This is a genomic window from Enemella evansiae (genome assembly GCF_004362375.1).
GTDB classification, from domain to species: Bacteria; Actinomycetota; Actinomycetes; order Propionibacteriales; family Propionibacteriaceae; genus Enemella; species Enemella evansiae.
In genome coordinates this window covers 23,121-48,346 of record NZ_SNXA01000012.1, presented here as the reverse complement: position 1 = coordinate 48,346, position 25,226 = coordinate 23,121, and the positions used below count along the sequence as shown (strand labels likewise).

General features: G+C 69.1%; 21 protein-coding genes and 1 tRNA gene. 4 read left to right on the top strand and 18 right to left on the bottom strand.

Translation table 11 applies throughout. From position 1 onward, the window contains the following. Position 1 precedes the first annotated feature (1 nt). The 4 genes from narI to C8D81_RS16390 are packed head-to-tail and all read right to left on the bottom strand — an operon-like array spanning position 2 to position 6,856. The gene (gene narI / locus C8D81_RS16405; RefSeq protein WP_229117854.1) at positions 2–841 is read right to left on the bottom strand and encodes a respiratory nitrate reductase subunit gamma; all 840 of its coding nucleotides are present in this window, start codon (positions 839–841) and stop codon (positions 2–4) included. Further along, a complete protein-coding gene (gene narJ / locus C8D81_RS16400) occupies positions 838–1,458 on the bottom strand; it encodes a nitrate reductase molybdenum cofactor assembly chaperone (protein ID WP_133626423.1) in 621 nt (206 codons plus the stop codon). The genes narI and narJ overlap by 4 nt, the downstream gene beginning before the upstream one ends. Further along, positions 1,458–3,113 carry a nitrate reductase subunit beta gene (gene narH / locus C8D81_RS16395; protein ID WP_133626422.1) on the bottom strand — a complete coding sequence of 552 codons (1,656 nt, stop codon included), beginning with the start codon at positions 3,111–3,113 and terminating at the stop codon, positions 1,458–1,460. The genes narJ and narH overlap by 1 nt, the downstream gene beginning before the upstream one ends. Continuing rightward, entirely contained in the window at positions 3,113–6,856 is a 3,744-nt protein-coding gene (locus tag C8D81_RS16390) for a nitrate reductase subunit alpha (RefSeq protein ID WP_133626421.1), read from the bottom strand. The genes narH and C8D81_RS16390 overlap by 1 nt, the downstream gene beginning before the upstream one ends. 190 nt (positions 6,857–7,046) lie before the next feature. Between C8D81_RS16390 and C8D81_RS21335 the strand changes: the two genes are divergently transcribed. Beyond that, complete coding sequence (locus C8D81_RS21335) at positions 7,047–8,255, top strand: hypothetical protein (RefSeq protein WP_208109352.1); 1,209 nt, start codon at positions 7,047–7,049, stop codon at positions 8,253–8,255. Between the two features lie 20 nt (positions 8,256–8,275). After that, entirely contained in the window at positions 8,276–8,866 is a 591-nt protein-coding gene (gene mobA / locus C8D81_RS16380; protein WP_166646856.1) for a molybdenum cofactor guanylyltransferase, read from the top strand. A gap of 86 nt (positions 8,867–8,952) precedes the next feature. Here mobA and C8D81_RS16375 read toward each other — a convergent pair whose 3' ends face one another. From C8D81_RS16375 to rplJ, 9 genes are all read right to left on the bottom strand, one after another. Next, positions 8,953–11,634, bottom strand: coding sequence for a helix-turn-helix transcriptional regulator (locus C8D81_RS16375; RefSeq protein ID WP_133626419.1), 2,682 nt, complete (start codon positions 11,632–11,634; stop codon positions 8,953–8,955). A 23-nt stretch (positions 11,635–11,657) separates the two neighbouring features. Beyond that, entirely contained in the window at positions 11,658–14,471 is a 2,814-nt protein-coding gene (gene benC / locus C8D81_RS16370; protein WP_094430975.1) for a benzoate 1,2-dioxygenase electron transfer component BenC, read from the bottom strand. 9 nt (positions 14,472–14,480) lie between these two features. Then, positions 14,481–15,032, bottom strand: coding sequence for a benzoate 1,2-dioxygenase small subunit (benB, locus tag C8D81_RS16365; protein ID WP_094430973.1), 552 nt, complete (start codon positions 15,030–15,032; stop codon positions 14,481–14,483). 11 nt (positions 15,033–15,043) lie between these two features. Then, positions 15,044–16,645 carry a benzoate 1,2-dioxygenase large subunit gene (gene benA, locus C8D81_RS16360; RefSeq protein WP_166646855.1) on the bottom strand — a complete coding sequence of 534 codons (1,602 nt, stop codon included), beginning with the start codon at positions 16,643–16,645 and terminating at the stop codon, positions 15,044–15,046. A gap of 165 nt (positions 16,646–16,810) precedes the next feature. Next, the gene (locus tag C8D81_RS16355) at positions 16,811–17,206 is read right to left on the bottom strand and encodes a type II toxin-antitoxin system VapC family toxin (protein ID WP_094405548.1); all 396 of its coding nucleotides are present in this window, start codon (positions 17,204–17,206) and stop codon (positions 16,811–16,813) included. Beyond that, positions 17,203–17,457, bottom strand: a complete 255-nt coding sequence (locus C8D81_RS16350) for a type II toxin-antitoxin system VapB family antitoxin (RefSeq protein WP_094359627.1) — start codon at positions 17,455–17,457, stop codon at positions 17,203–17,205. Before C8D81_RS16350 ends, C8D81_RS16355 begins: the two co-directional genes overlap by 4 nt. A gap of 56 nt (positions 17,458–17,513) precedes the next feature. Next, the gene (locus C8D81_RS16345) at positions 17,514–18,293 is read right to left on the bottom strand and encodes a DUF4253 domain-containing protein (protein WP_133626418.1); all 780 of its coding nucleotides are present in this window, start codon (positions 18,291–18,293) and stop codon (positions 17,514–17,516) included. 116 nt (positions 18,294–18,409) lie between these two features. Continuing rightward, the gene (gene rplL, locus C8D81_RS16340; RefSeq protein WP_094359623.1) at positions 18,410–18,808 is read right to left on the bottom strand and encodes a 50S ribosomal protein L7/L12; all 399 of its coding nucleotides are present in this window, start codon (positions 18,806–18,808) and stop codon (positions 18,410–18,412) included. A 15-nt stretch (positions 18,809–18,823) separates the two neighbouring features. Next, a complete protein-coding gene (rplJ, locus tag C8D81_RS16335) occupies positions 18,824–19,486 on the bottom strand; it encodes a 50S ribosomal protein L10 (RefSeq protein ID WP_094359621.1) in 663 nt (220 codons plus the stop codon). 529 nt (positions 19,487–20,015) lie between these two features. Between rplJ and C8D81_RS16330 the strand changes: the two genes are divergently transcribed. Together C8D81_RS16330 and C8D81_RS16325 are read left to right on the top strand one after the other, a co-directional pair. Next, on the top strand, positions 20,016–20,783 hold the full coding sequence (locus C8D81_RS16330) for a C40 family peptidase (protein ID WP_229117853.1): 768 nt from the start codon (positions 20,016–20,018) through the stop codon (positions 20,781–20,783). 197 nt (positions 20,784–20,980) lie between these two features. Beyond that, entirely contained in the window at positions 20,981–21,790 is an 810-nt protein-coding gene (locus C8D81_RS16325) for a peptidoglycan-binding domain-containing protein (RefSeq protein ID WP_094405546.1), read from the top strand. Positions 21,791–21,881: 91 nt separating this feature from the next. On the opposite strand, the gene rplA is transcribed toward C8D81_RS16325, so the two are convergent. The 5 genes from rplA to C8D81_RS16300 form a co-directional block, all read right to left on the bottom strand. After that, positions 21,882–22,583: a 50S ribosomal protein L1 gene (rplA, locus tag C8D81_RS16320; protein ID WP_094359617.1), complete on the bottom strand. Its 702-nt coding sequence runs from the start codon at positions 22,581–22,583 to the stop codon at positions 21,882–21,884. Between the two features lie 136 nt (positions 22,584–22,719). Next, entirely contained in the window at positions 22,720–23,151 is a 432-nt protein-coding gene (rplK, locus tag C8D81_RS16315; RefSeq protein WP_094359615.1) for a 50S ribosomal protein L11, read from the bottom strand. A 123-nt stretch (positions 23,152–23,274) separates the two neighbouring features. Next, positions 23,275–24,222, bottom strand: a complete 948-nt coding sequence (gene nusG, locus C8D81_RS16310; RefSeq protein ID WP_172421847.1) for a transcription termination/antitermination protein NusG — start codon at positions 24,220–24,222, stop codon at positions 23,275–23,277. Between the two features lie 28 nt (positions 24,223–24,250). Further along, positions 24,251–24,946 (bottom strand): preprotein translocase subunit SecE, encoded by a 696-nt coding sequence (gene secE, locus C8D81_RS21685; protein WP_229119550.1) that lies wholly within the window; start codon positions 24,944–24,946, stop codon positions 24,251–24,253. Positions 24,947–25,024: 78 nt separating this feature from the next. Continuing rightward, a tRNA-Trp gene (locus tag C8D81_RS16300) sits at positions 25,025–25,097 on the bottom strand. Positions 25,098–25,226: the final 129 nt, after the last annotated feature.

Genomic DNA, 25,226 nt, shown 5'->3' with positions numbered 1-25,226 from the left:
GCTACTTCCTGGTGGTGCGGTCGGTACGCCCGGAACGCTCGCGTCGCTCGGTACGCCCGGGGCGGTGGTTGTCGCGGGTGCCGATCGGGTCCCAACCGCGGCGGGTGACCTGGGCACCGGCCCGATGCCGGGGATCCCTGCTGCGATAGACGATGTAGGGCCGGAAGAGGTAGTGCACCGGGGCACTGAAGGCGTGCACCAACCGGGTGAACGGCCAGATCGCGAACAGCGTCATCGCCACCAGCACATGCACGTGGAAGACCGTCGGCGCCGCCACCATGTCCTCGATCTTCGGCTGGAAGTAGAACAGCGAGCGGTACCAGATCGAGACGGTCTCGCGGTAGTTGTGCTCTCCCCCGTCGGAACCGCGGCTGCCGAAGAAGGTGGCCAGCAGGCCGAGCACCAGCGCCGCGGTCAGGAAGACATACATCACCTTGTCGTTCACGGTGGTGGCGTTGAACACCGGCCCGGTGGTCCGGCGCCGCCAGATCAGCAGCGCCAGCCCGACCAGGGTGCACACGCCCGCCAGCCCACCGATGAAGAAGGCGACGACGTGATAGGCGGACTGGCTGAACCCGATCGCGTCGGTGAACGACTTCGGGATCAGCAGGCCCATCACGTGCCCGGCGACCACGGCGAGGATGCCGAAGTGGAACAGCGGTGAGGCGATCCGCAGCAGGCCACCCTCGTAGAGCTGGGAGGAGCGGGTGGTCCAGCCGAACTGGTCGTAGCGCCAGCGCCAGATCGTGCCACCGACCAGCAGTGCGAAGGACAGGTAGGGGAAGACCCCCCACAGCAGGATGTCCAGCGGACCCACGGCCGCGGTGTCGAGGGGATTCACGAGAGCTCCTCGGTGATCAGGGGCAGCCGGGTGCCATAGGGCGCCAGGCCGACGGATTCGCTGGGTGGCTGTTCGGGTACGCCGGCCATCCGGGAGATCGACAACCGGTCCTCCGGTGACCTCCCCGGCAGGGTCGCGCAGATGGCGGTGAGGACGCCGGTGTGCGGCAGTTCGTCATCGCGCAGCGCCAACCGCAGCAGTTCCAGGCTCGGCCGGGATTGCTGCAGCAGTTGGAATCCCTGCTCCGGCAGCTGCACCGCGAACTCGAGCACCATCGGCAGATGGTCGGGCAGTTCACCGGCCAGGTCGACCAGCAGACCGGAGTCCCGGTACGCCTTCTTGAAGCGCAGCAGGGATTCCCCGCGGCGGCGGGTGTCGCCGTCGGTCCAGTAGGTGAGGTGCAGCGCGTGCCGGCGGGAGAGGTCGAACTCCTGGGCGTGGCAGGCCTGCAGCTCGGTCAGCGAGTGGCCGCCCAGGTGCGCCAGCAGCGGTGCGAACAGTTCCGCCGCCCCGGCCTGGTCGGCGGCCCGGGTGATCGTCGGCAGCGCGGCCAGCAGCTGCTCGTCCGGATGCCGCAGGCAGGCCGCCGCTGCGGCGTACACCATCGTCGCGTTCATCAACGCTCCTTGGGAAAGATGCCGTCGGGAGTGCCGTTGCCGTCCCAGTTGAGCAGGTTGACCCGGTTCTCCAGCTGCTCCTCACCGGCCGCCTCGGCGGTGGTCTGGCGCTGCTTCAGGGCCGCGAAGGTCTCCACCGCGACCGGGGTCGGCCGCCCGGACATCTCACCGAAGGCGCTGGTCTCATACATCCCCGGACCGCCGTCGAGATCGAGGGAGCAACCCAGTTCCTCCAGGTCGTGGGCCTGCTCGACGTGTGCCTTGGGGATCACGTAACGCTCGTCGTACTTGGCGATCGCGAGCAACCGGTAGAGCTGCTGCAGCTCGTCGCCGGTGTAACCGATAAGCTCGGCGACGCTCTCGTCCCCCGCCCCACCGAGGGTGATCCCGCGCATGTAGGACCGCATCCCGGCGAGCACCTTCAGCACCCGATCCACCTCGTCGACATCGCCGGCGGTGAACAGTTCGGCCAGGTATTCCGCCGGGATCCGCAGCGCATCGATGGCACCGAACAGGGTGCCCGGCTCCTCGGCGTCGTGGCCCTGGGCGGAGAGCAGGTCCACCACCGGGGACAGCGGCGGGATGTACCAGACCATCGGCATGGTGCGGTATTCCGGATGCAGCGGCAGCGCGACCTGGTGCTTCTTCGCCAGGGCGTACACCGGTGAGCGTCGCGCCGCCTCCAGCCAGTCCTCGGGAATCCCTTGCTGGCGGGCGATCCGGACGATCTCCGGGTCATCGGGATCGAGCATCAGGTCGAGCTGGGCGCGGTAGAGGTCCTGTTCATCCGGTACGCTCGCCGCCGCGGTCACCGCATCGGCGTCGTAGAGGAAGACCCCGATGTAACGCAACCGGCCGACGCAGGTTTCGGCGCACACGGTCGGCAACCCGACCTCCAACCGCGGGTAGCAGAACGTGCACTTCTCCGCTTTTCCGGTGCGGTGGTTGAAATAGACCTTCTTGTAGGGGCAGCCGGTGACACACTGCCGCCAGCCGCGGCACCTGTCCTGATCGACCAGCACGATGCCGTCCTCGACCCGCTTGTAGATCGCACCCGAGGGGCAGGACGCCATGCAGGACGGATTCAGACAGTGCTCGCAGATCCGCGGCAGATAGAACATGAAGGTCTTCTCGTAGGAGAACCGGATGCTCTCGTTCGCCTGCTCACGCAGGGTTTCCACGATCGGGTCGAGCTGACCCATCTCCCCGGCGCCACCGAGATTGTCGTCCCAGTTCGAGGACCAGGTGATCTTCATGTCCTTGCCGGTGATCAGCGACTTCGGCCGGGCGACCGGGAAGTCGTCACCGAGCGGTGCGGTGACCAGGGTCTGGTAGTCGTAGGTCCACGGCTCGTAGTAGTCGGCGAGCTCCGGCTGCACCGGGGAGGCGAAGATGCCGAGCAGTTTGGTGAGCCGGTTGCCCGACTTCAGCTGCAGCCGACCGCGCCGGTTCAGCGTCCAGCCGCCCTTCCACTTCTGCTGATCCTCGTAGCGGCGCGGATAGCCCTGCCCGGGGCGGGTCTCGACATTGTTGAACCAGACGTACTCGGTCCCGGCCCGGTTGGTCCACGCCTGCTTGCAGGTGACCGAACAGGTGTGGCAGCCGATGCACTTGTCGAGGTTCATCACCATGCCGACCTGGCACATGATGCGCATCAGTACTGCACCTCCTGGGAGCGCTTGCGGATGACCGAGACGATGTCGCGCTGGACACCGGTCGGGCCGAGATAGTTGAAGGCGTACGCCAGGTGGGCGTACCCGCCGATCAGATGGGTCGGCTTGAGCAGGATCCGGGTGACCGAGTTGTGGATGCCGCCGCGGCGGCCGGTCGCCTCGGATTTCGGCACGTCGACGGTGCGCTCCTGGGCGTGCGGCACGTAGACCACCCCGGCCGGCATCCGTGGGCTGACGATCGCCCGGGCGACGAAGACACCGTTGGCGTTCACCAGTTCGATCCAGTCGTTGTCGCGCACCTCGATCGCGGCCGCGTCCTCGGTGCTCAACCAGCAGGCCGGGCCACCGCGGCTCAGCGACAGCATGAACAGGTTGTCCTGGTATTCGGAGTGGATCGCCCACTTGTTGTGCGGAGTGAGATACCTGACGGCGATCTCACGCGCGGGGTTGGCACCGCGGGTACCCAGTTCGGGCTCCCCGTACATCCGGGTCATGTTCAGCGGCGGCCGGTAGATCGGCAGCTGCTCCCCCGCGTCGATCAGCCAGTCGTGGTCGAGGAAGAAGTGCATCCGCCCCGACAGGGTGTGCCACGGCTTCAGCCGCTCGGTGTTGATGGTGAACGCGGTGTAGCGGCGGCCGCCGGTCTCCGACCCGGACCACTCCGGTGAGGTGATCACCGGTTGCGGCGCGTTCTGCGTTTCGGCGAAGGTGATCCGGCGCTCCTCCGAACCCTCCGACAGGTCGGCGAGCCGGCGCCCGGTCATCTTCTCCAGGGTGCGGAATCCCTGGGTGGCGAGCTCCCCGTTGGTGGTGCCGGAGAACATCAGGATCGATTCGGCCATCCGCTGGTCGGTGTTCATCGCCGGGCGGCCGGCGGCGGCACCGCGGTCATAGACACCGAACAGCTGCGCCAGCTGGCCGACCTGGTGTTCGACGTCGTAGGTGATGTTCTTCACCGTGAACCCGAGCCGGTCGGCGAGCGGGCCGACGCTGAGCAGCTTGTCGGTGATCGCGGTGTAGTCGCGCTCGACCACCATCAGATTCGGCAGGTTCCGCCCCGGCCGGGCCGGCCGGTCGGTCCCCTTCCAGTCCGGTACGCCACCGCCGGGCTGGGCGATCTGTCCGGGGGTGTCGTGCTGCAGCGGGACGGCGACGACATCGGACCGGGTGCCGAGGTGCGTCCGGGCGTACGCCGAGATCCGCTCGGCCAGCAACCGGAAGAGCTCGAAGTCGGTCTTCGCCTCCCACGGCGGGCTGATCGCCGGGGTGAACGCGTGCACATAGGGGTGCATGTCGGTCGAGGACAGGTCGTATTTCTCGTACCAGGTGGCGGCCGGGAAGACGATGTCGGACAGCAGCGTGGTGGAGGTCATCCGGAAGTCGGCGGAGACCAGCAGGTCGAGCTTCCCCTCGGGTGCCTCGTCGTGCCAGGCGATCTCGTCGGGGCGCAGCCCGTCGCCGTGGCCGTTCGGCATCACGTTGTTGTGGGTGCCGAGCAGGTGCTTGAGGAAGTATTCGTTGCCCTTCGCCGAGGAACCGAACAGGTTGGAGCGCCACAGCATCAGGTTGCGCGGCCAGTTCCGGGGTGCGTCGATGTCCTCGATCGCGGACTTCAGCCGGCCGGCCTTCAGCTCACCGGCGATCCACTCACCGACCGATTCGGCCTCGCCGCGCTCCACCGCCGCCGTGGCCTGGTCGGCCAGGTCGAGCGGGTTGCGGTCGAACTGCGGATAGAACGGCATCCAGCCCAGCCGGTTGGCGCGGACCAGCGCGTCGGCGGTGTGCATCCCGTCGAGCTGGCCGGTGGACAGCGGTGAGGTGATCGCGTCGGCGGAGTAGCCGTCGGTGCGCCACTGGTCGGTGTGCATGTACCAGTAACCGGTGCCGATCATGGTCCGCGGCGGGCGCTGCCAGTCGGTGGCATTGGCCAGGTTGAACCAGCCGATCATCGGCCGGCACTTCTCCTGGCCGACGTAGTGGGCCCAGCCGCCGCCGTTGCGGCCGATGCAGCCGGTGAGCATCAGCAGCGCGATGATCGAGCGGTACATCACATCGGCGTGGAACCAGTGGCAGACCCCGGCGCCCATGATGATCATGGAACGGCCCCTGGACTGTTCGCCGTTGCGGGCGAACTCGCGGGCGATCCGCAGGCACTGTTCGGCCGGCACCGAGGTGATCTCCTCCTGCCAGGTCGGGGTGTAGGGCTGGCTGGCGTCGTCGTAACCGGCCGGCCACTCCCCCGGCAGGCCGTCGCGGGCCACGCCGTACTGGGCCAGCATCAGGTCGAAGACGGTGCAGACCAGGTGCTCGCCGATCCGGCGCACCGGGACCCCGCGGGTGAGCACCGACCCCTCGCCGCGTGGGTCGGTGAACGCCGGCAGCGCGACCTCGAGGGTTTCATGATCGACATCGATCATGGACAGTGCGGGCTTGACGTCGCCGAGGTCGAGATTCCACTTCCCGGCGCCGTCGGCGTGGTAGCGGAAACCCATCGACCCGTTGGGGATCGCCGGGGCGTCGGTGACCGAGTCCCAGACGACGGTCTTGAACGCCGGATCCTCGCTGCTGTCGCCGAGGTCGGCCCCGGTGAGGAACTTGCCGGCGCACCAGCGGCCGTCGCGCTGGTCGAGGCGGACCAGGTGCGGCAGATCGGTGTAGCTGGTGACGTAGTCGGTGAAGAACGGCACCCGGCGCTCGACGAAGTTCTCCTTGAGGACCACATGCCCCATCGCCATCGCCAGCGCGGCATCGGTACCGGCCTGGGCGGGCAGCCATTCGTCGGCGAACTTGGTGTTGTCGGCGTAGTCGGGGCTGACCGTGACCACCTTCGTGCCGCGGTAGCGGACCTCGGTCATCCAGTGCGCGTCCGGGGTCCGGGTGACCGGGACGTTGGAGCCCCACATCATCAGATAGGTGGCATCCCACCAGTCCCCGGATTCGGGCACATCGGTCTGGTCGCCGAAGGTCTGCGGGCTGGCGACCGGCAGGTCGGCGTACCAGTCGTAGAAGCTCGTCATCGCCCCGCCGAGGAGGTGGGTGAAGCGGGTGCCGATCGCGTGCGAGACCTGGCTCATCGCCGGGATCGGGGAGAAGGAGACGAGCCGGTCCGGCCCCCAGGTCTTGATCGTGTGCACATAGGAGGCGGCGGTCAGCTCGAGCGCCTCGTCCCAGCTCATCCGGACCAGGCCGCCCTTGCCGCGGGCCTGCTGCCAGCGGCGCCGCTTCTCGGGATCGGAGACGATCGAGGTCCAGGCGGCGACCGGGTCGGGCTGGGTCCGCTTCGCCTCGCGGTACATCTCCAGCAGGACGCCGCGGCCGTAGGGATACTTCACCCGGGTCGGGCTGTAGGTGTACCAGGAGAAGGCGGCACCCCGCGGGCAACCGCGCGGCTCGTATTCGGGGCGGTCCGGGCCGGTGGTCGGATAGTCGGTCTGCTGCGCCTCCCAGGTGATGATCCCGTCGCGGACGTAGACCTTCCAGGAGCAGGAGCCGGTGCAGTTCACCCCGTGGGTCGAGCGCACCACCTTGTCGTGGCTCCAGCGATCGCGGTAGAAGACATCGCCCTGCCGACCGCCCTGGCGGAAGATCGCCCGGTTGTCGGGGGTGGTGTCGGCGCGGCTGAAGACCTTGCCGAGGCCGATCAGCTGGTCCATCAACGGGCCGTCGGGGCCCTCCACCGGTGGCAGCTGCGGGCCGCCCGCACCGCGGGCCTCATCGATCGTCATGGGGGCGCTCCTGCCTGCTGGGGTGGGGTTTCCACCGGACTCCGCAATGTCCAACTACGCTGCGTAGTAATTACATACTACGTGTCGTAGTAATGCCAAATCGGGCTTGAGCGCCGCCCCTAGAGTGGTCCGCGAGGCAGCGCCGCCAGACAGACAGCACTTCCCTCCCACGTTCTGGAATCCGAGGCAGATGGCAGACGCAATCAACTCCCGCAGCAGGTCGGCCGCAGCGACCGATGAGGACGAGACCCCGAAAGAGCCGATGCTCGGGCTCTCCGTGCCCCAGGTGATGGGCGGCGCGCTGGCGGCATCCACCGCCGCGGCGGTCGGCTCCCGGCTCGGCGTGGCGGGCACCGTCGTCGGTGCCGCGCTGGTCAGCGTGGTGGCCGCGGTCGGCGGTGCGGTCTACACCCGCACCATCCGCAGCACCTCCGCCCGGGTGAGCGGGATCGTCCGCCGGCCGGGCTCCGGCGCGACCCGGGTCAGTGCCGGCGAGCGCGACGGATCAGCCGGTCCGGCCGCCGGGTCCTCTCCCTATCTGGGCGGGTCCGCGGCTTCGGGTACGCCGACCGCGCAGCTCCCTGCCGGAGCCGACTCCCCGACATCCCCTGTGCTCGACTCCACCACGTTCCCCGAGCGCGGGACCAGCGACCGCACCGCTCCCCTGGCCGCGGCGGACCAGCCCACGGCGGCGTACCAGGCGGACGAGACCCGCGCGCTGCCGATCGGCGAACGGGTCGGTGAACCCGGTACGCCGAGCACCCCGGCCGACCCGCCGGCCGGTGCGACCGCGGTGGCCACCACCGAGGACGAGCCGGCCAGGCCGCGGTTCAAGATGCTGCATCTGCTCGGCGCGGCGGCCGCGATCTTCCTGCTGGCCGGGTTGCTGATCACCGGCTTCGAGGCGCTGACCGGCAACGCCCTCTCCGGCGGCCAGGGCACCACGGTGGCCCAGATCGGTTCCGGTGGATCCGGTGGCGGTGGCGCGGCGGAGCGTACCCCCTCACCGAAGGCCACCGGTGGCGAACGCAGCGATGAGCCGACCGCCCGGCCGAGCGGCCGGGCCACTCCGGACGCCGAGCCGACCAGCCGGAGCAGCAGCGAGAGCAAGCCGACCCAGCGGCCCACCGGTCAGAGCACCGGTTCCAGCGGCAGCGAGGGCGGCTCCGGCAGCGGTTCGGGTTCGGGCAGCGGCTCCGAATCCGGCTCGAACGGTTCCGGTTCGGGATCGGGCTCCGGGTCGAACGGGTCCGGTTCCGGATCGGGCGGCAGCGGTTCCGGGTCCGGGTCCGGCAGCGGTTCCGGCAGTGGTTCGGGCTCCGGCTCGGGCGGCAGCGGTAGCGGCGGTTCGGGCTCCGGCAGCGGCTCCGGGTCGTCCGGTTCCGGCGCCGGCTCCTGACGACTGCGATGGTTGAGGGCATGACGATCCCCGGGTACGACGCGATCATCCTCAGCGGCGGCCGCGCCAGCCGGCTGGGCAGCCCGAAGCAGCGGCTCGCCTACGCCGGCGCCACCCTGCTGGAACGCGCCTGCGCCGCCTGCACGACGGCTCGTGCGGTCGTCGTCGCCGGGCCGACCGAGATCGACCCGCCGGCCGGGGTGCGCTTCGCCCCCGAGGACCCGCCCTTCGGCGGCCCGGTCGCCGGGATCGCCAGCGGCCTGGCTGCCCTGGCCACGACCGGTGAGCGAGCGGACTGGGTGCTGGTGCTGGCCGTCGACCATCCCGAGCTGCCGGCCGCGGTACCGGCTCTGCTGAGCGCGCTGCCCGAGGCCACGCCCGAGGTGGATTCGGTGCTGCTGGAGCATCGGGGCGAACCGCAGATCCTGCTCGGCGCGCACCGCACCGCCTCCCTGCACCGCGCACTCGCCGCGCTGGGGCGTACCCGCGATGTCTCGGTACGCCGGCTGCAGGCCGACCTGCGGCGGATCACCGTCACCGTCACCGATGTCGACCTCTCCGATGTCGACACCCCCGCCGACGCCGCCCGCTTCGGCATCGACCTCGACTGACAACGCTCATCGAAGAGCAGGCCCGGCCCATGTGGGCCCTCATCTCGACACGGTCGCTGCGCGACCTACTCGATGAGCGTGGGGTGTCAGCCGCCGTGGCGCAGGGCGGTGAGTTCGGCGCGGGAGCGTACGCCGAGTCGCGCGTAGACGCGGGTCAGGTGGTACTGCACGGTCTTCACCGAGATGAACAGGCTGGCCGCGACCTCCCGGTTCGTCATCCCCTGAACCACCAGTTCGACGACCGCCTGTTCCTGCGGGGTGAGCTCGGTGAGCGAGTCGATGTCGCGACTGCGGGTGCCGGCCTTGAGCTCCCGATCGCAGCGTTCCACGTAACCGGTCGCACCCATCGCCGCGTACCCCCGCCGGGCGTGATGCAGCTCGGCCTCGGCATCCCGGCGCTTGCCGACCCGGCGCAGCGCCTGCCCCTGGGCGAAGTGGATCCGGGTGCGCAGCAGCGACAGCGGCAGATCCGAGATCAACCCGAGGGCCCGCTCGAACGCGTCCCGGCCGGCGGTCACCTCACCGGTGGAGAACAGCACCCGCGCCCGCGCGGAGCCCAGCCGGGCCATCGTCGAGCGGTGCTGGCGGGCCGCGGCGAGCTCCTCGTGCGGGCGCAGGAACTCATCGGCGGCCTGCACCTCACCGATCGCGATCAGCGCGATCGCATAGAGATCCTGCCAGGGCCAGAAACCCGGCTCGTCGATACCGGCGTGCCGTTGGGTGGCGAGCAGCGGTTCGAAGGCGCGGACCGCACCGGCATAGTCGCCGGTCGCGATCGAGACATGCGCCCGGGCCATCGTCGCGGCCACCAGCATCGCCTGATAGTCGGTCCGCACCGAGGCGGCCTTCTCGGCGTGCTCGTCGGCGAGCGCGATCTCCCCGCGCAGCGCGGCGATCTGCGCCCCGGCGCTGTGCACCAGCGGCAGTGCGACGTTCTGGCCGGTCTGCTCCAGCATCGGGATCGCCCGGTCCACCGCCGCCCGCGCCGCGCTCAGATCACCCAGGGCGAGCCGGGCGTGGGCGAGCCAGCCGTAGGCCCACAGCGAGATCCGGGTCGAACCGCGCCAGGCCGAGATGGGCGCGGCCATCTCCAGCTCGTGCGCCGCCAGCGGCACCCGGTCCAGGGCGAGCAGCAGCCAGCCCTGCCCCATCATCGCCCGCTGGCCCTGCGCCCCGGCCCGGACCGCGCTGGTGACCTTGGCGTACGCCTGCAGGGCCGCGTCCGGACGGCCCTCACCGCCCAGGCCCAACCCGAGCATGGTGTGCGCCTCCAACCCGGACGGCACCGAGGGCACCGCGCCGTCGGCGAGTTCGATGGCGCGCTCGGCCCAGGTGACCAGGCCGGCGGAGTTCCAGTCGACCAGGTTGTGCAGCGCGATCCGGTGCGCGATGGCGGACTTGGTGGCCCGGTCGTCGTCGGCGGCCTGCTGCCATGCCCGGTGCAGCAGCACCTCCGCCTCGTCGCGGTGGCCGAGCATCAGTTGGTGGTAGCCGAGAACTGCCTCGCGCAGCGGGGAGGCGGAGGTGGATTCCAGCTCCGGGATCAGCGCCTGCACCTCGAACAGGTTGCCGTTGCTGACCGTGGCATCCAGGCAGTCCACCAGCCGGCGCTCCGCCTCGGCCTCGCTGACCGACATCCGGCTGGCCGCCAACCAGGCCTCACCGGCCTGTTCCCAGGAGCCGCCGCTGGCGCAGCGGGCCGCCCAGTCGTCGAGTTCGGCGGCGAGTTCCGCATCCGGGCCACCGGCGGCCAGCGCCCGCTGCCGCAACCGGGCCCCCTCGTCGGCGAGCACCCGGGCGGCGCGGATGTGCAGTTCCCGCTGCCGGGCCACCCCCATCGATTCGTACGCCGCAGCGCGCACCAGCCGCGACCGGAAGCCGACCAGCAGCCGCATGCTGGCCCGCCGGGTACGCAGCACGCCGAGGTCGACCGCCCGGTCCAGCACCGGCAGCGGATCGTCCAGCTCGGCCAGCGTGGCGACCTCCTCCAGCACCGCCCAGCGGCCGATGATCGCGCAGGCCTCGACGAGCAGGCGCACCTGATCGTCCTCGGCCAGCAGCGCCCGCACGGTCCGCAGGGCGCGCGCGGTCGGTGGCAGCGGCGAGTCCGGCACCTTCCACAGGTCCGGGTCCTGCTCGGCGAGCAGCTCCAGCACCGCGGCAGCCGATCCGTCGGTGTGCTTGGCCAGCCGGCGCGCGGTGGCCTCGTCCAGGGTGTTGCCGACCCCGGCGGCCAGCGCCTGCACCCCGGCCGCGTCGAGGCGTTCCAGGTGACAGGTGGTGCCGCGGTGGGCTCGCGCCAGCTCGGCCAAGGGGCCGGCGTCGCAGTCGTCGAGCGCTCCGGTGAGCACCACCAGCAGCGGGGTGTCCCCGAGTCGGTGCACCGCCGAGGAGAGCGCGTGCAGGGAGACCGGATCGGCGTCGCCGGCCTCGGTGACCACCAGCACCCGGGGCCCGGTATCGGCCAGGCCGAGCCGCGGATCGGCCTCGGTCACCTCGGGCAGCCCGAGTCGTTCCAGCACCGCCCCGGGCAGCTCGCGTTCCCAGGCGATCGCCGAGACCTCGGTATAGGCCTCGTCGGCCAGCTGGCGGGATTCCAGGGTGGGCAGCACCAGACCGCGGACGGCGGCCTCGGCGTCGGCGCTGTCCCGCGCCAGCAGCAGCAGCACGGTGGCGCGGCCGTCCAGGGCCCGCTCCACCAGGCGCGGGATCTCGCGGGCGGGCTCGCCGGCGAGATGGCCCGGTTCGGCGGGCCGCGGACGGTCCATGCCGCCGAATGGTACGCGCGGGCTCAGCCGAGATCACCGCCGCCCACGGGAAGCACCTGACCGGTGAGATAGGACGCTTCATCGCTGGCCAGGAAGCAGATCGCCGCCGCCTGTTCGTCCAGGGTGCCGTATCGCTTGAGCAGCGTGGATTCCAGCGTCTGGTCGACGGTCACCTGGTGCCACTGCTCCTCCTGCTCGTTCTGCGGTTCGCCACCGCGCGGCACCCGGCGGGCCGGTGCATCGGTGCCACCGGGGGCGGTGGCGACCACCCGGACCCCGTGCGGGGCGGCCTCGAAGGCCAGCGATCTGGTGATCGCGTTCACCCCGCCCTTGGCGGCCGCATAAGGCAACCGGTTCAACCCCATCGTGGCGATCGAGGAGACGTTGACGATGGTGCCGTGGCCCTGTTCGTAGAGCTGCGGCAGCACCGCGCGGCAACCCCACAGCGTCGGATAGAGCGAACGGTTGATCTCGGCGGTGATCTGCTCGGGATCGTATTCCTCATAGGGTTTGCGCCAGATCGTGCCGCCGACCACATGGATCGCGATGTCCACCCGGCCGAACTCGGCGACCGCCCTGTCCACCACCGACTGCGCGCCGGCGAAGGTCTCCAGGTCGGCGAGCTGGGCGGCCGCACCCGCGGTGTCGGGGCTCGGATCGCCGGAGAACTCGTCGGCCAGCGATTCGACCAGCTCGCTGCGGTCGGCGAGCAGCAGGCGGCCGCCCTCGGCGTGGATCCGGCGGGCGACCGCCTCGCCGATGCCCTGCGCGGCGCCGGTGACCAGCACCACCTTGCCGGCGAAACGTCCGGGGCTGATGTTGGCCGGCCGCTTGCGCTGGTCCTCCATCGCCCGGCGCATCGTCAGCTTGGAGCGGTCGGAGTGCGCCATGAACAACTGACGGGCCCGCTCCCGGTCGCCGGCGGCGATCGCGTCCACCATGTCGACGTGATCGCGGGCGACCAACGGGTGGCACCAGGTGGCGTGCTTGAGGGTCTCCTCCATCGCACCCTTCACCCCGAGACGTTGGTACGCCTGCCGCAGGTGATCGTTGCCGGTGAGGGAGAACAGGTAGTCGTGGAAGGCCGCATTGGTCTGGGTGTAGGTCATCGCATCGACGAACTGTTCCCCTTGCACATAAGGAAGAGTCGCCTCCGCGAGCATCCGGTAGCCGGCCACCTGGCCGCTGCTGATCCTGCCCAGCACCAGCTCCAGGGCACCGAGTTCGAGGGCCTGTCGGGCCTCGAAGATGGCATCCGAGCGCAGGATCGAGGGATGCTCCTCACCGATCTCGTAGCCGTCCCCGGTCCCCTCTCCCGGACCGCCCGAGCCAGCCCCCGACGAGCGCGACGCCGCCCCCGGCGTACCGACGAAGCGGGCCGCGATCCCGGCCGGTGCGGCACCGCCCACCGACTCCAGTTCGCGGGCCGGGAAGATCGGCTCGCCGAGCAGGTCCCGGCTCGCACCCTCCGGTGCGATACCGCGATCCGGTGCCAGCGCCGTCGGCTCCCCGGTCAGCGCGGTGGCGAAGATCTCCTTGCCCAGCAGGGATCGCTTGCGTTCGACCGATTCCACCGGGGCGGCGGCGGAGGCCGGGGCGGGACTCAGCGCCTCGTCGGCGGCGAACAGTTTCTGGCCGAGCAGGGAGCGGGCCCCGGCACCGGCACCGGCACCGGCACCGGCACCGGCGAGGATCAGCTCGCCCGCGGCCGGCACGTCGAGGTCGGCCGCCGCGGCAGCGGGTTGCATCGGTTCGACGGGCTCCGCCTCCTCGGCGGCCGGTTCCTCCACGATCTCCACCGGCGCCGGCGCGGCCTGGCGGGGCGGGGTGGCGGAGGTGAATTTCTCGTAGTAGAAGCCGGTCGGCTCGATGCCGAGCTCGTCGTCGAAGTGTCCGCGGACCGCCTCCACCATCGGCGGCGGGCCGCAGAGATAGACCGCGGTGTCGCCGCCGTGCAGATGCTCGGGGCTGATGATGCCCATCACGTAACCCTTGTTGGGCGCGGTGGACGCCTCGTCGGCGATCACGTAGTCCCAACTGAAGTTGCGGATCTGGCTCGACAGCGTCTCCAGCGTGTCCAGCTCGACCGCGTCGATGTCGGCATTGGCACCGTAGACCAGGTGGATGGTGCGGCTCGAGCCGTTGCCGGCCACGGTTCGCAGCATCGCCAGCATCGGCGCCAGCCCGGTCCCGCCGGCGACCATCAGCACCGGCCGGTGGGCCTCACGCAGGAAGAACGATCCGTGCGGGCCGTTGAAGGTGACCTCGTCACCGACCGCGGCGCGTTCGGCGAGCCAGGTGGACATCAGCCCGCCGGGCACGATCTTGACCAGGAACTCCAGTTCCTCGTCCTCCGGTGCGTTGGAGAAGGAGTAGGAGCGGGTCTCCTCGCTGCCGGGGATCTTGATGTTCACATACTGCCCGGGCAGGAAGGCGAGCTTGTCCCGGTTCGGGATGCTCATCCGCAGCCGCATCACGGTCTCGGAGTAGCGGTGCACATCGGTGACGGTGCCGGTGAAGGTCGCCGTCTGGGTCTTCGCGACCGCCGAGGTGCTGTTGATCTGCACGACCAGGTCCGATTGCGGTTTTGCCTGGCAGGCAAGGAGATAACCCTTCTCCGCCTCGCTCTCGCTGAGCGCGTCCTCGACGTAGAAGCCGGCATCGTAGCTGCCCGATTCGCAGAACGCCTTGCAGGTGCCGCAGGCACCGTCATTGCAGTCCACCGGGATGTTGATCCGTTGCCGGTACGCCGCATCGGCGATGCTCTGGTCGTCGGCAACGGTGATGAAGCGCGTTTCCCCGTCCTCGAAGGAAAGCGCGACCTTGTAGTCGGTCATGATGCCGCCTCAAATGTGGTAGATGTCGACCACGTGGTGGATGTAGTCGTTCTTCAGCACCACGGTCTTGCGCCGGATCAGCGGAGTCTCGCCGCCGAAGTCGATGGTGTAGAAGGACGTCCCGTAATAGGGGTCCATCGTGTTGTACCGGAAGTACATGGTGTGCCAGTTGAACCGGATGTCGACCAGGTTGCCGCGGCGTTCGATCACCTCGACATTGCTGATGTTGTGACTGGTCCGCGGTTCGGGGATCGAGGTGGCGCTGGACCGCTCGGTGCGGATCCGGAAGACCCGGTCCTCGAGCCCACCCTTGTTCGGGTAGTAGATCAGCGACATCTCGGTCGCCGGATCCTGGGTCAGCTCACCGTTGTCGTCCCAACTGGGCATCCAGTAGACGACGTCATCGTGATAGCAGTCCAACCAGGATTCGAAATCCCGGTCATCGAGGTAGCGCGCCTCGCGGTAGAGGAACTGCTCGATGGTGGTCTGGTCGATGCGTACCTGGTCCGGGACCGTGGCCCCATTGGCCTGGATGTCGCGCTGCTGCAGTGTGTCGGTCATCGGAATCCTCCTCAGCCGCGCTCGGTGGATCGGCGGCTCGCCTTCTTCGCCGGGCTCGCCTTCTTCGCCGGGGCCGCCTTCTTCGCCGTGCTCGTCTTCTTGGCGGGTGCGGCCTTCTTGGCCGGTGCGGCCTTCTTGGCCGGTGCCGTCTTCTTCGCCGCGCTCTTCCGCCGGGCCGGGCTCTGCTGCTCCTTGACCGCGCCGCCCTTGGCCCTGCGTACCAGCTTGTGGTCGCTGCCGATCTTCTCCGCGGCCTGCTGGGCGCCCGCCAACGCGACGTCCTCACCGGCGACGGCGGCCCGCATCACCTCCAGCCAGTAACCGTGCTGCACCGGATAGAGGCCCTCGTCCTCGTTCTTGATGCCGGAGGCGATCACGCCGTCCATACCGAGCGAATCGGCGACCGGATCGGGTCCCTCGAGCCAGTGCTCGGCGCCGCGGCTCATGTCGTTCCACGGGGCGGTGGTGGCCTTGAAGGTGAACTGGCAGGAGCGGAACTCCTCCAGGTCGTCGGGAGTGGCCATCCCGGTGGCGTTGAAGAAGTCCTCGTACTGCCGGATCCGGTGCTCGCGGGCCTCGGCGCTCTCGCCCTTGGGCGCGATGCAGTAGATGGTGACCTCGGTCTTGTCCACCGCAATCGGCCGGAAATGCCTGATCTGGGTGGAGAACTGGTCCATCAGGTACACGTTCGGGTAGAGCAGCAGGTTGCGCGAGCCCTTCACCATGAACTCGCCCTTGGCCTCGCCGTACTTCTCCTTGAGCTTGTCCAGCCAGGGCACCAGCGGCCGGGACTGCCAGTTGCCGGCCCAGGTCCACAGACACAGGTGACCGTTCGGGAAGGACCAGGTGCCGCCGCCCTGCTTGCCCCACTTGCCGGCATCCACGGTCTCGGTGGTGTTCTTCGACTCCCCCGAGGCCCGGCGGGAGGTGGTGGCGGCGTAGTTCCAGTGCGTCGCGGTGACGTGGTAGCCGTCCGCTCCGTTCTCGGCCTGCACCTTCCAGTTGCCGTCGTAGATGTAGGTCGAGGTGCCGCGCAGCACCTCCAGGCCGTCGGGTGACTGGTCGACGAGCATGTCGATCACCTTGGTGGCATCACCCAGGTGCTCGGTCAGCGGCAGCACATCGGGGTTCAGGCTGCCGAACAGGAACCCGCGGTAGGACTCGAAGCGCGGGATCTTCGTCAGATCGTGCGAGCCGTCGATGTTGAAGCTCTGGCTGGGATAGCCGGCGTCCTCGGGGTCCTTGACCTTGAGCAGCTTGCCGTCGTTGCGGAAGGTCCAGCCGTGGAACGGGCAGGTGATCGTCAGCCGGTTGTCGGTCTTGCGCCGGCAGAGCATCGCGCCGCGGTGGGCGCAGGCGTTGATCAACCCGTTCAGGGTGCCGTCCTTGGAGCGGGTGATGACGACCGGCTGCCGGCCGATGTATCCGGTGAAGTAGTCCCCGGGGTTCTCCACCTGGCTCTCGTGTGCCAGATAGACCCAGTTGCCCTCGAAGATGTGCTTCATCTCGAGCTCGAAGAGCTCCTCATCGGTGAAGATCGAGCGATTCGCCCGGTAGATGCCGCTCTCGCGATCGTCGATGACGGCTTGGTCGAGATCCAGGTGCGTGGTCATGTGCAGCTACCCCTTCAGTGGCGACGATGACACTGTGGCCGCGGAATGCGACCTGCGTGGGTACCAGTCTGCGCCTCGGCCGAGCCGGGCACCCCAGTAGAACCCCTAGGTCTGACCCAGGGTACCCAGCCTGGGGTGGGTACGCGCCCGAATCAGGCGTACGCCTCAGCGCAGCAGCGCTGCCGGCACGTCGGTCCGGGAGAAGTCGTCGCCTTTGAACAGCAGCCGACGACCGGCAGCCTGCGCGGCGCCATAGCTGAAACAGTCGCCGAGATTGAGACCGGCAGCATGCCTGCCCTTGCCGAACCTCAGCCAGCCCTCGACGGCAGCGAGCGTTTCATCCTCGGTGAATGGCCGGACATCCACCTCCAGGTCCGCCAGCAACCCGTGCACATCCGCTTCCGCCTCGGCACCCTGCCGCGCGTGTGCGACCATCAGGCACTCCACCAGGGTCGCCGCGGAGATGGACAACTCAGCGGCGGACGTCATCGCGGCGAGGTACGTCACCGCATCATCCTCACCGAGGACGACGGCGAGCACCGCGGAGGTGTCGAGGATCATCGGGGCAGCCCGTCGGAGTCGTAACCGAGGATCTCGTCAGCGGACCGGTCATCCAAGGTCTTACGTGCCCGCCCGCGCTCGATGTAGCGGTACAGCGATGCCCCGCGGTCCGTGCGACGCCGGACGCGCTGAACTCGCGCGAGCCGTTCCTCCATCGCCACTCGGATCGCCTCGGTCAGACTCTCCCCGGTCTCCTGGGCCAACTCACGCGCGAGCCGATCGGTGACCGGGTCCTTGATGTTGATCGCCATCGAACCAGTATCCACCAATCGAGGAAGAAAGGAAGACGCTCAGGAAGATATCGCACTCAGTCCCACCAGAACGCCCAACCGTCCGCCGTCCGCAGCTGGGCCAGGTAGTCCGCGGGCGGCAGGCCCTGGTCGATGATGTCGGGGCACCAGACGTAGTGCTCCCCCACCAGCCGCCGCAGCTGCTCGTCGCTGCTCGGGCGGCGCGGCACCTGGACGGCGAGGGTGTCGAAGCCGAGGCCGGTGAGCACGGCGCCGAAGCGGTCCTCCCAGCTCCGCAGCACCGCCGAGAGCGGCTCGCCGTCGCGGTCGTAGTTGGCGGCGCCGCTCCAGCCCAGCCGCTTGAGCACATCGCCCGGACGCTGGGCGGGTACCAGCAGCAGCCCGCCGGCCTGGTCGTTGAGCAGGATGGGTTCCAGCTCGTCGGCGGCGAGGTCGGGCCCGGACACCGGGTCGGCCAGGCCCAGATAGCGGGCCGACGGTTCCCAGTCCTCACCGTCCGCGGGCAGCTGTTCGGCGGCGGCCTCGGTGAGCACCGCGTCGGCGGCGAGGACGCGGTCGTCCACCTCGCCGAACTCGTCCTCCAGCCAGGGCCGCGCGTACTCCCCGGCGAGGCCCTCGACGGCGACCGGCCACAGCCCGGTCTCGGCGTACGCGCCGGCCAACCGGCGTACCAGCTCGGTCAGCCGGTCCTCGGGGAGCGGTTCGACGGTGACCCAGCCGACCGGCTCGCCGTCCCCGAAATCACTGCGGAGCCGGCGACCGGTGGGCAGCTCGATCCCGGCGAGGGTGAGCGGGCCGGCGGGTGGGACCTCGGCGGTGACGTCGGCGGTGAACATGCGGCCATCCAACACAACCGGCCCGAACGCCACGAAGGCGGGCCCCGATCGGGACCCGCCTTCGCGAGAGGTACGCCTCAGGCGTACCGGAGATCACGCGGCCGGAGCCGCACAGATCACTTGAGGGTGACGGAGGCGCCGGCAGCCTCGAGCTGCTCCTTGGCCTTGGCCGCGTCGTCCTTCTTGGCCTTCTCCAGGACGGCCTTGGGAGCGGACTCCACCAGCTCCTTGGCCTCCTTCAGGCCGAGCGAGGTGAGGGCGCGCACCTCCTTGATGACCTGGATCTTCTTGTCACCGGCGGACTCGAGGATCACGTCGACCTCGTCCGACTCCTCGGCAGCGGCGTCGCCGCCACCCTCGCCACCGGCAGCCGGAGCACCGGCAGCGGCCACGGCCACCGGAGCGGCGGCGGTCACGTCAAAGGTGTCCTCGAACAGCTTCACGAACTCGGAGAGCTCGATCAGGGTCATCTCCTTGAAGGCGTCAAGGAGCTCGTCATTGCTGAGCTTCGCCATGTTGGGCGTCCTTCCTTACTTTTCGTCAGCGGAGTCATCCGCTGCGGTATCGGTGTTCTCCGCAGCGGGCGCTGCTTCGTCGTTCCCCGCAGCCGGAGCTGCTTCGTCACTGACCTGCTTCTGGTCGGCGGTAGCAGCACCTGCGCCACCGATCTTCGAGGGGTCCTCCTGGGCCGCGGTCTCCAGCGCGCCCAGTGCACGGGCGAGCTTGGACGCCGGAGCGGCGAAGACGTAGGCAGCCTTGTTCAGGTTGGCCTTCATACCGCCGGCCAGCTTGGCCAGCAGCACCTCACGGGACTCGAGGTCGGCGAGTGCCTTGACCCCGTCGGCGTCGAGGATCTTGCCCTCCATGACGCCGCCCTTGATCACCAGAAGCGGGTTGTCCTTGCTGAAGTTCCTCAGACCCTTCGCCACCGTGGCCACGTCCCCGGTGATGAAAGCGATCGCGGTCGGGCCGACGAGTTGCTCATCGAGCCCCTCGACACCGGCCTCCTTGGCCGCGATCTGGGTCAGAGTGTTCTTCGTCACGGCGTACGTGGCGTCCTCGCCGAGGCTGCGGCGCAGCTCCTTGAGGGCGGCCACGGAAAGTCCGCGATACTCGGTCAGCACGGCGGCTTCAGAGCTGGAGAACTTCTCCTTCAGCTCGGCAACCGCGGCTGCCTTGTCGGGCCTCGCCATGGTTCTCCTTCCCACTTCTCGCACGAACCGCACGCCCGGGTGGGGCGGCGGCGCCTGGGACCAGTTGGGGCATCAAAAAAGCCCCGGCGCACAGGCGCACGGGGCGGCTCGGAGCTGGGCTCCGGACTGCTTCGCATCACCTGCGCGGGCCTTCCGTGCGGACCTCTTGCGGGGCCTGCTCGGAGACTTCGGACCGGGCGTACCCGGTCGACCTGCGGTCTTCGGCAGCACCCATCGTACGCACCCGCGCGGGTGCGCACCAAATCGGCGTACGCGGCCCCTCCGGCATCACCCCGAGAGCCCCTGTTCCTGAGAGAAACCAGAAACTTCGGCACAATGATCCGGCTCACAGTCGGACCACCGGTCAAAGCGGTCCAACTAGGGAAGATGATAAATCTGCCAGACCGACCGATACCCATTTCATGCTGAGAAGACCCTGAGGGTTGACCAAGACGGTCACGCAGGGATAACGTCCTCGCGCCGGAGTTGAACCGGCGGACCTGACACCCGACCAGAGGATTCACTCGACATGCGCAAGCTGTTCAAGAGCTCCGCGGCCATCGCCGCGAGCGTCGCCCTCGGCTCGACCATCGCGGTCACCACCATTGGTACCGCCGATGCCGCCACCTGCAGCACCGTCTCCCAGTGCGCCGCCGGCTCCACCCCGACCCTGAAGGTCGGCAAGCGGAGCAATGACGTCAAGCGCCTGCAGCGCGCCCTGACCAAGGACGGCTACAAGGTTCCGGCCACCGGTTACTACGGGACGATCACCCGCTCCGCGGTGATCCGCTACCAGAAGGCCCACGGCATCCCGACCACCGGCGTCACCGCGTCCCTCACCTGGGGCTCGCTGCAGAAGCACAAGGGTGGCTCCAGCAGCGCCGCCAAGGCGGCCCCGAAGCCCGCCGCCCCGGCCGCGCCGGCCGCCAACACCGCGGTCCGCAGCACCACCGGCGGCAAGGCCGCTGCGGTCAACTTCGCGCTGGCCCAGCTCGGCAAGCCCTACGCCTACGGCGCCACCGGCCCGAACGCCTACGACTGCTCCGGCCTGACCGGTGCCGCCCTGAAGGCCGCCGGGATCAGCATCCCGCGGACCTCGCAGGCCCAGCTGGCCGCCGGCCAGAAGATCTCGCTCAGCCAGGCTCAGCCGGGCGACCTGATCGTCTACTACTCCGGCGCCACCCACATCGGGATCTACATCGGTGACGGCAAGATCGTGCACAGCTCCCGCCCGGGCAAGCCCGTGTCGATCGCCTCGGCCACCTCGATGCCGATCAACGCTGTCGTGCGCTTCTGAGTCCAGTTCTCACGTCCGTCGCGTACGCCCCCGCAACCGCTCCGGTTGCGGGGGCGTTCGCGTGCGGTGGGGTGATCGGCAACCGGAACCTTCCACCCACCGAGGAGGAACTTTCCAGCCACCATTGGGTTTCCGCGGGCCCGGAGGCCGCCTAGCGTCAGCGGCGTACCGGTCAACAACCACCCAGGAGACCTGACATGAACACCCGACGCATCGCCGCCCTGACCGCCGCAGCGGTCACCGGCCTCACCACAGTGACCGGGGTCGTTGGCTTCGGCATCAGCCAGTCCACCGCCGCCGGCTCGTCCGCCAGCTGCTCCATCGACTCGACCCCCGTCGTCAAATACGGCGCCCGCGGCGAGGCGGTCAAGGACCTCCAGTGCGTACTGAACTCCAACGGCGCCAAGCTCGCCGTCGACGGCAGGTTCGGCCCGAAGACCAAGGCCGCCGTGCTCAGCTATCAGAAGGCCAAGGGCCTGGAGGTCGACGGCATCGTCGGCCCGAAGACCTGGGCCTCGCTGAAGGCCAACAACGGCGGCGGTGGCAAGCCGACCACCCCGCCGCCCTCCAACGGCAACGTCTCCGCCGATCGGCAGCAGGTGCTGAAGCGGGCGGCCACCTGGCTGACGGCCTACAACGGCGGCCCGGTCCCCTACAGCCAGACGAAGTTCTTCCAGGGCTACCGGCAGGACTGCTCGGGTTACGTCTCGATGGCGCTCGGGCTGGGCAAGCCCGGTCTGAACACGGTCGGCCTGGCCGACTCGAGCGTGACCAAGCGGATCTCGCTGAACGAGTTGAAGCCGGGTGACCTGCTGATCGACTCCGACGGCACCAACAACACCCGCCACGTGGTGATCTTCGAGAAGTGGACCGACTCGAGCCGCACCGCGTACAAGGCCTACGAGCAGACCGGTGACGGTGACAGGACCCGATACCGCGTCCTCAAGTACGGGTTGGACGCCGGCTCGCAGTACAAGCCGCGCCGGCCGCTGAAGTACGGCGACTGACCACCCGCCGGACACACGACGAGGCCCGCACCCCGATGGGTGCGGGCCTCGTCTGGTGCTGCGATCAGGCGTACGCCTCAGCGGCGTCCGATCACTCGCCCTCGGGCTTGGTGCGCGACGGATCGACCGTCACGCCCGGGCCCATCGTCGAGGAGAAGGTGATCTTCTTGATGTAGCGACCCTTGGCGCTGGACGGCTTGAGTCGCATCACCTCATCGAGCGCGGCGAAGTAGTTCTGCGCGAGCGCCTGCTCGCTGAACGACGCCTTGCCGATCACGAAGTGCAGGTTGGCGTGCCGGTCGACGCGGAACTCGATCTTGCCGCCCTTGATGTCGGTGACGGCCTTGGCGACGTCGGGGGTGACGGTGCCGGTCTTCGGGTTCGGCATCAGGCCACGCGGGCCGAGCACACGGCCCAGCCGGCCGACCTTGGCCATCATGTCCGGGGTGGCGACGACGGCGTCGAAGTCCAGGTACCCCTTCTGCACCTTCTCCACCAGCTCGTCGGCGCCGACCTCATCGGCACCGGCGGCCTCGGCGGCAGCTGCCTTGTCACCGGTGGCGAAGACCAGGACCCGAGCGGTCTTGCCGGTGCCGTTCGGCAGGTTGACGGTGCCGCGGACCATCTGGTCCGCCTTGCGCGGGTCGACGCCGAGGCGCATCGCCACGTCGACGGTCTCGTCGAACTTGGCCGACGCCCCGCCCTTGATGATGTCCACGGCCTCGGCCGGGGTGTAGAGCTTGTCCGCGGTCCGCTTCTCAGCGGCGGTGCGGTATGCCTTGCTGCGCTGCATCTCTGACTCCTTGTTCAGTTCAGTTCTGGTCAGTCGTGGTACGCCCCAGCGCGGGGCTCCCACTGTGTTCGTGAAGGGGGACGACCCCCTTCTCATCCCCCGCGGTCGGCCTTGGCGGCCTCCCAGCGGCGCTGGATCAGCCTTCGACGCTGACGCCCATGGAACGGGCGGTGCCCTCGACGATCTTCATCGCGCCGTCGATGTCGTTGGCGTTCAGGTCCGGCAGCTTGGTCTCGGCGATCTCCTTGACCTGATCCCGGGTGATCTTGCCAGCCTTGTCCTTGAGCGGGTTGGCGGCACCGGACTTGATGCCGGCGGCCTTCTTGATCAGCTCCGCGGCCGGCGGGGTCTTGGTGATGAACGAGAACGTGCGGTCCTCGTAGATCGTGATCTCGACCGGGATGACGTTGCCGCGCATGGCTTCGGTGGCAGCGTTGTACTGCTTGCAGAAGTCCATGATGTTGACGCCGTGCGGACCGAGAGCGGTACCGACGGGCGGCGCCGGGGTGGCCGCACCCGCGTTCAAAGCGACCTTGACGAGCGCCGCTACTTTCTTCTTGGGAGGCATGTTCGGGTCCTCTTGTGTCGTTCGGTTTCCGGTGGCGGTGCGAGGCGTACGCCCACCCGCCAATGGGCGCACCGGCTGTGCGCCCAAGCATTCATTGTCCGCCGGTGACCCGGCGGAACCAAATCAGACCTTGTCGACCTGCGAGAAGGTCAGGTCGACCGGGGTCTCGCGACCCAGGATCTCGACCAGGGCCTTGAGCCGCTGGCTGTTCGCGTTGATCTCGGTGATCGAGGCGTGCACCCCGGCGAAGGGGCCGTCGGTGACCATCACCGAATCGCCCACGGCGAAGTCGGCGACCTCGACCTTCTTCTTGCGGGTCTGCTTCGGCTGGCCCTCGGCGGCCGCAGTGGCGGCGGAGATCACCGACGGGGCGAGCATCTTCTCGACCTCGTCCAGACCCAGCGGCACCGGTGAGGTGGCGTGGCCGACGAAACCGGTGACCGACGGGGTGTGCCGGACGGTCGCCCAGGACTCGTCGGTCAGCTCCATGCAGACCAGCACGTAACCGGGCAGCACGGTGCGGGTGACGGTCTTGCGGTTGCCGTTGCGGATCTCGGTGACCTCTTCGGTCGGCACCCGCACCTCGAAGATGAAGTCCTCCATGTTCAGCGAGGTGACCCGGGACTCCAGGTTCTGCTTGACCCGCTTCTCCATGCCGGAATAGGTGTGCACGACGTACCAGTCGCCGGGCTTGGCGCGCAGCTCGGCACGCAGCTCCTCGAGCGCCTTCTCCGCGGCATCCTCGGCGTCGGCGTCGGGCTCGTCGTCCTCATCGCCCGCACCGGCCGCGGTGTCGTCGTCGCCCAGCGCCAGCTCGGCCTCGGCGTCATCGTCCGACCCGGCACCGCCCAGATCCAGATCCAGATCGTCGTCGTCGGAGTCCTCCGAGTCGTCGTCGGAGCCGAAGTCGAGGTCGATCTCGACCTCGTCGTCGGCCTCGGCGGACGCCGGCGCCTCGCCCAGATCGATCTCCACGTCCTGCTCCTCGGTCTCATCCGGGGTGCTGGTCGCGTCGTCGTCCAGGGAGAGTTCGACGTCCTGCTCGTTGTCCTTCACGGGGTTTTCCTCCACTAGTGCGATGCCTTCGGTCGGCTGCGTCTCAGCCGAACGCCTTGAGGACCAGCCAGCCGAAGCCGAGGTCCAGCAGCGAGACGAAGGCGATGATGAACAGCACGAAGACCAGCACCACCACGAAGTACTGCTGCACCTGGGTGCCGGTCGGCCAGACCACCTTGCGGAGCTCGGTCGTCGATTCGCGGACGAATGCGGCCGGGGTGGTGCGCTCCTTGGTGGCCGCGGCGCGGTCCTGCTCGGCGTCGCGGCGGGTGCGGGTGGCCTTCTCCTTGCGCGACGGGCGGCCCTTGCGGCCGCCCTCGTCGGTCCGGGCGAGCTGCTTGCCGTCGGCGGTCGAGTCGGCCTCGACCTCGTCGGCGGCCGACTTCTCCTCGGTCCGCACATCGGAATCGGAGTCCCGATCACCGGAATCGGACTGGCCGCGGCGTACCGGGCGGGTCCGGCGGGGACGCCGCTGGGCGGTCGAACCCTCCGAGACGGTCTCCTCCTCGGCGACCTCGTCGGTGGCGCGGTCCAGCTTGGCCTCGTTGATGTCCGGGGTGCTCGGATCGTCGACGTATCCGTCGTCCGGGGTGTCCTCCGGGTCGACGATCTCGGCATCCTCGCTCAACTCGGCGGGCTGACCATCGACGGAATCATCGGCGGTGCGGCCGTCGGTGGGCTCGACAGGGGTCGACTCGTCCGACTCGTCGGTCGGATCGGTGAACTTGTCGTCTGCCACTGCTTGGGTCCTTCGGGTCGCCTCGGTGTGCCCGGCACCTCGTCATCCGATGAGGCGAACGCGGGCCCAGTCGTCTCGCACGGCAAGAGGGACTTGAACCCACAACCTTCGGTTTTGGAGACCGATGCTCTGCCAATTGAGCTATTGCCGTTCGGCTGCGCCCGGGCACGCCCGAGTCTGGTGCAGCCACCAAGACGTTGAGTGTACGCGGTGATCGCGCAAACGTCGAACCGATACCTGATCCGGCACGTGGTAAAAAGAGGACGGAACCTTGGACACA

Bases quoted from the DNA above. Each gene is read 5' to 3' on its own strand.
- rplK (WP_094359615.1), bottom strand. From the start codon at position 23,151: ATGCCTCCCAAGAAGAAAGTAGCGGCGCTCGTCAAGGTCGCTTTGAAC.
- C8D81_RS21335 (WP_208109352.1), top strand. From the start codon at position 7,047: ATGGCAGACGCAATCAACTCCCGCAGCAGGTCGGCCGCAGCGACCGAT.
- C8D81_RS16350 (WP_094359627.1), bottom strand. From the start codon at position 17,457: ATGGCGATCAACATCAAGGACCCGGTCACCGATCGGCTCGCGCGTGAG.
- benC (WP_094430975.1), bottom strand. From the start codon at position 14,471: ATGACCGACTACAAGGTCGCGCTTTCCTTCGAGGACGGGGAAACGCGC.
- C8D81_RS16390 (WP_133626421.1), bottom strand. From the start codon at position 6,856: ATGACGATCGATGAGGCCCGCGGTGCGGGCGGCCCGCAGCTGCCACCG.
- C8D81_RS16325 (WP_094405546.1), top strand. From the start codon at position 20,981: ATGAACACCCGACGCATCGCCGCCCTGACCGCCGCAGCGGTCACCGGC.
- mobA (WP_166646856.1), top strand. From the start codon at position 8,276: ATGACGATCCCCGGGTACGACGCGATCATCCTCAGCGGCGGCCGCGCC.
- C8D81_RS16355 (WP_094405548.1), bottom strand. From the start codon at position 17,206: ATGATCCTCGACACCTCCGCGGTGCTCGCCGTCGTCCTCGGTGAGGAT.
- narH (WP_133626422.1), bottom strand. From the start codon at position 3,113: ATGCGCATCATGTGCCAGGTCGGCATGGTGATGAACCTCGACAAGTGC.
- benB (WP_094430973.1), bottom strand. From the start codon at position 15,032: ATGACCGACACACTGCAGCAGCGCGACATCCAGGCCAATGGGGCCACG.
- C8D81_RS16345 (WP_133626418.1), bottom strand. From the start codon at position 18,293: ATGTTCACCGCCGACGTCACCGCCGAGGTCCCACCCGCCGGCCCGCTC.
- rplJ (WP_094359621.1), bottom strand. From the start codon at position 19,486: ATGGCGAGGCCCGACAAGGCAGCCGCGGTTGCCGAGCTGAAGGAGAAG.
- benA (WP_166646855.1), bottom strand. From the start codon at position 16,645: ATGACCACGCACCTGGATCTCGACCAAGCCGTCATCGACGATCGCGAG.
- C8D81_RS16330 (WP_229117853.1), top strand. From the start codon at position 20,016: ATGCGCAAGCTGTTCAAGAGCTCCGCGGCCATCGCCGCGAGCGTCGCC.
- C8D81_RS16375 (WP_133626419.1), bottom strand. From the start codon at position 11,634: ATGGACCGTCCGCGGCCCGCCGAACCGGGCCATCTCGCCGGCGAGCCC.
- rplA (WP_094359617.1), bottom strand. From the start codon at position 22,583: ATGCAGCGCAGCAAGGCATACCGCACCGCCGCTGAGAAGCGGACCGCG.
- narJ (WP_133626423.1), bottom strand. From the start codon at position 1,458: ATGAACGCGACGATGGTGTACGCCGCAGCGGCGGCCTGCCTGCGGCAT.
- rplL (WP_094359623.1), bottom strand. From the start codon at position 18,808: ATGGCGAAGCTCAGCAATGACGAGCTCCTTGACGCCTTCAAGGAGATG.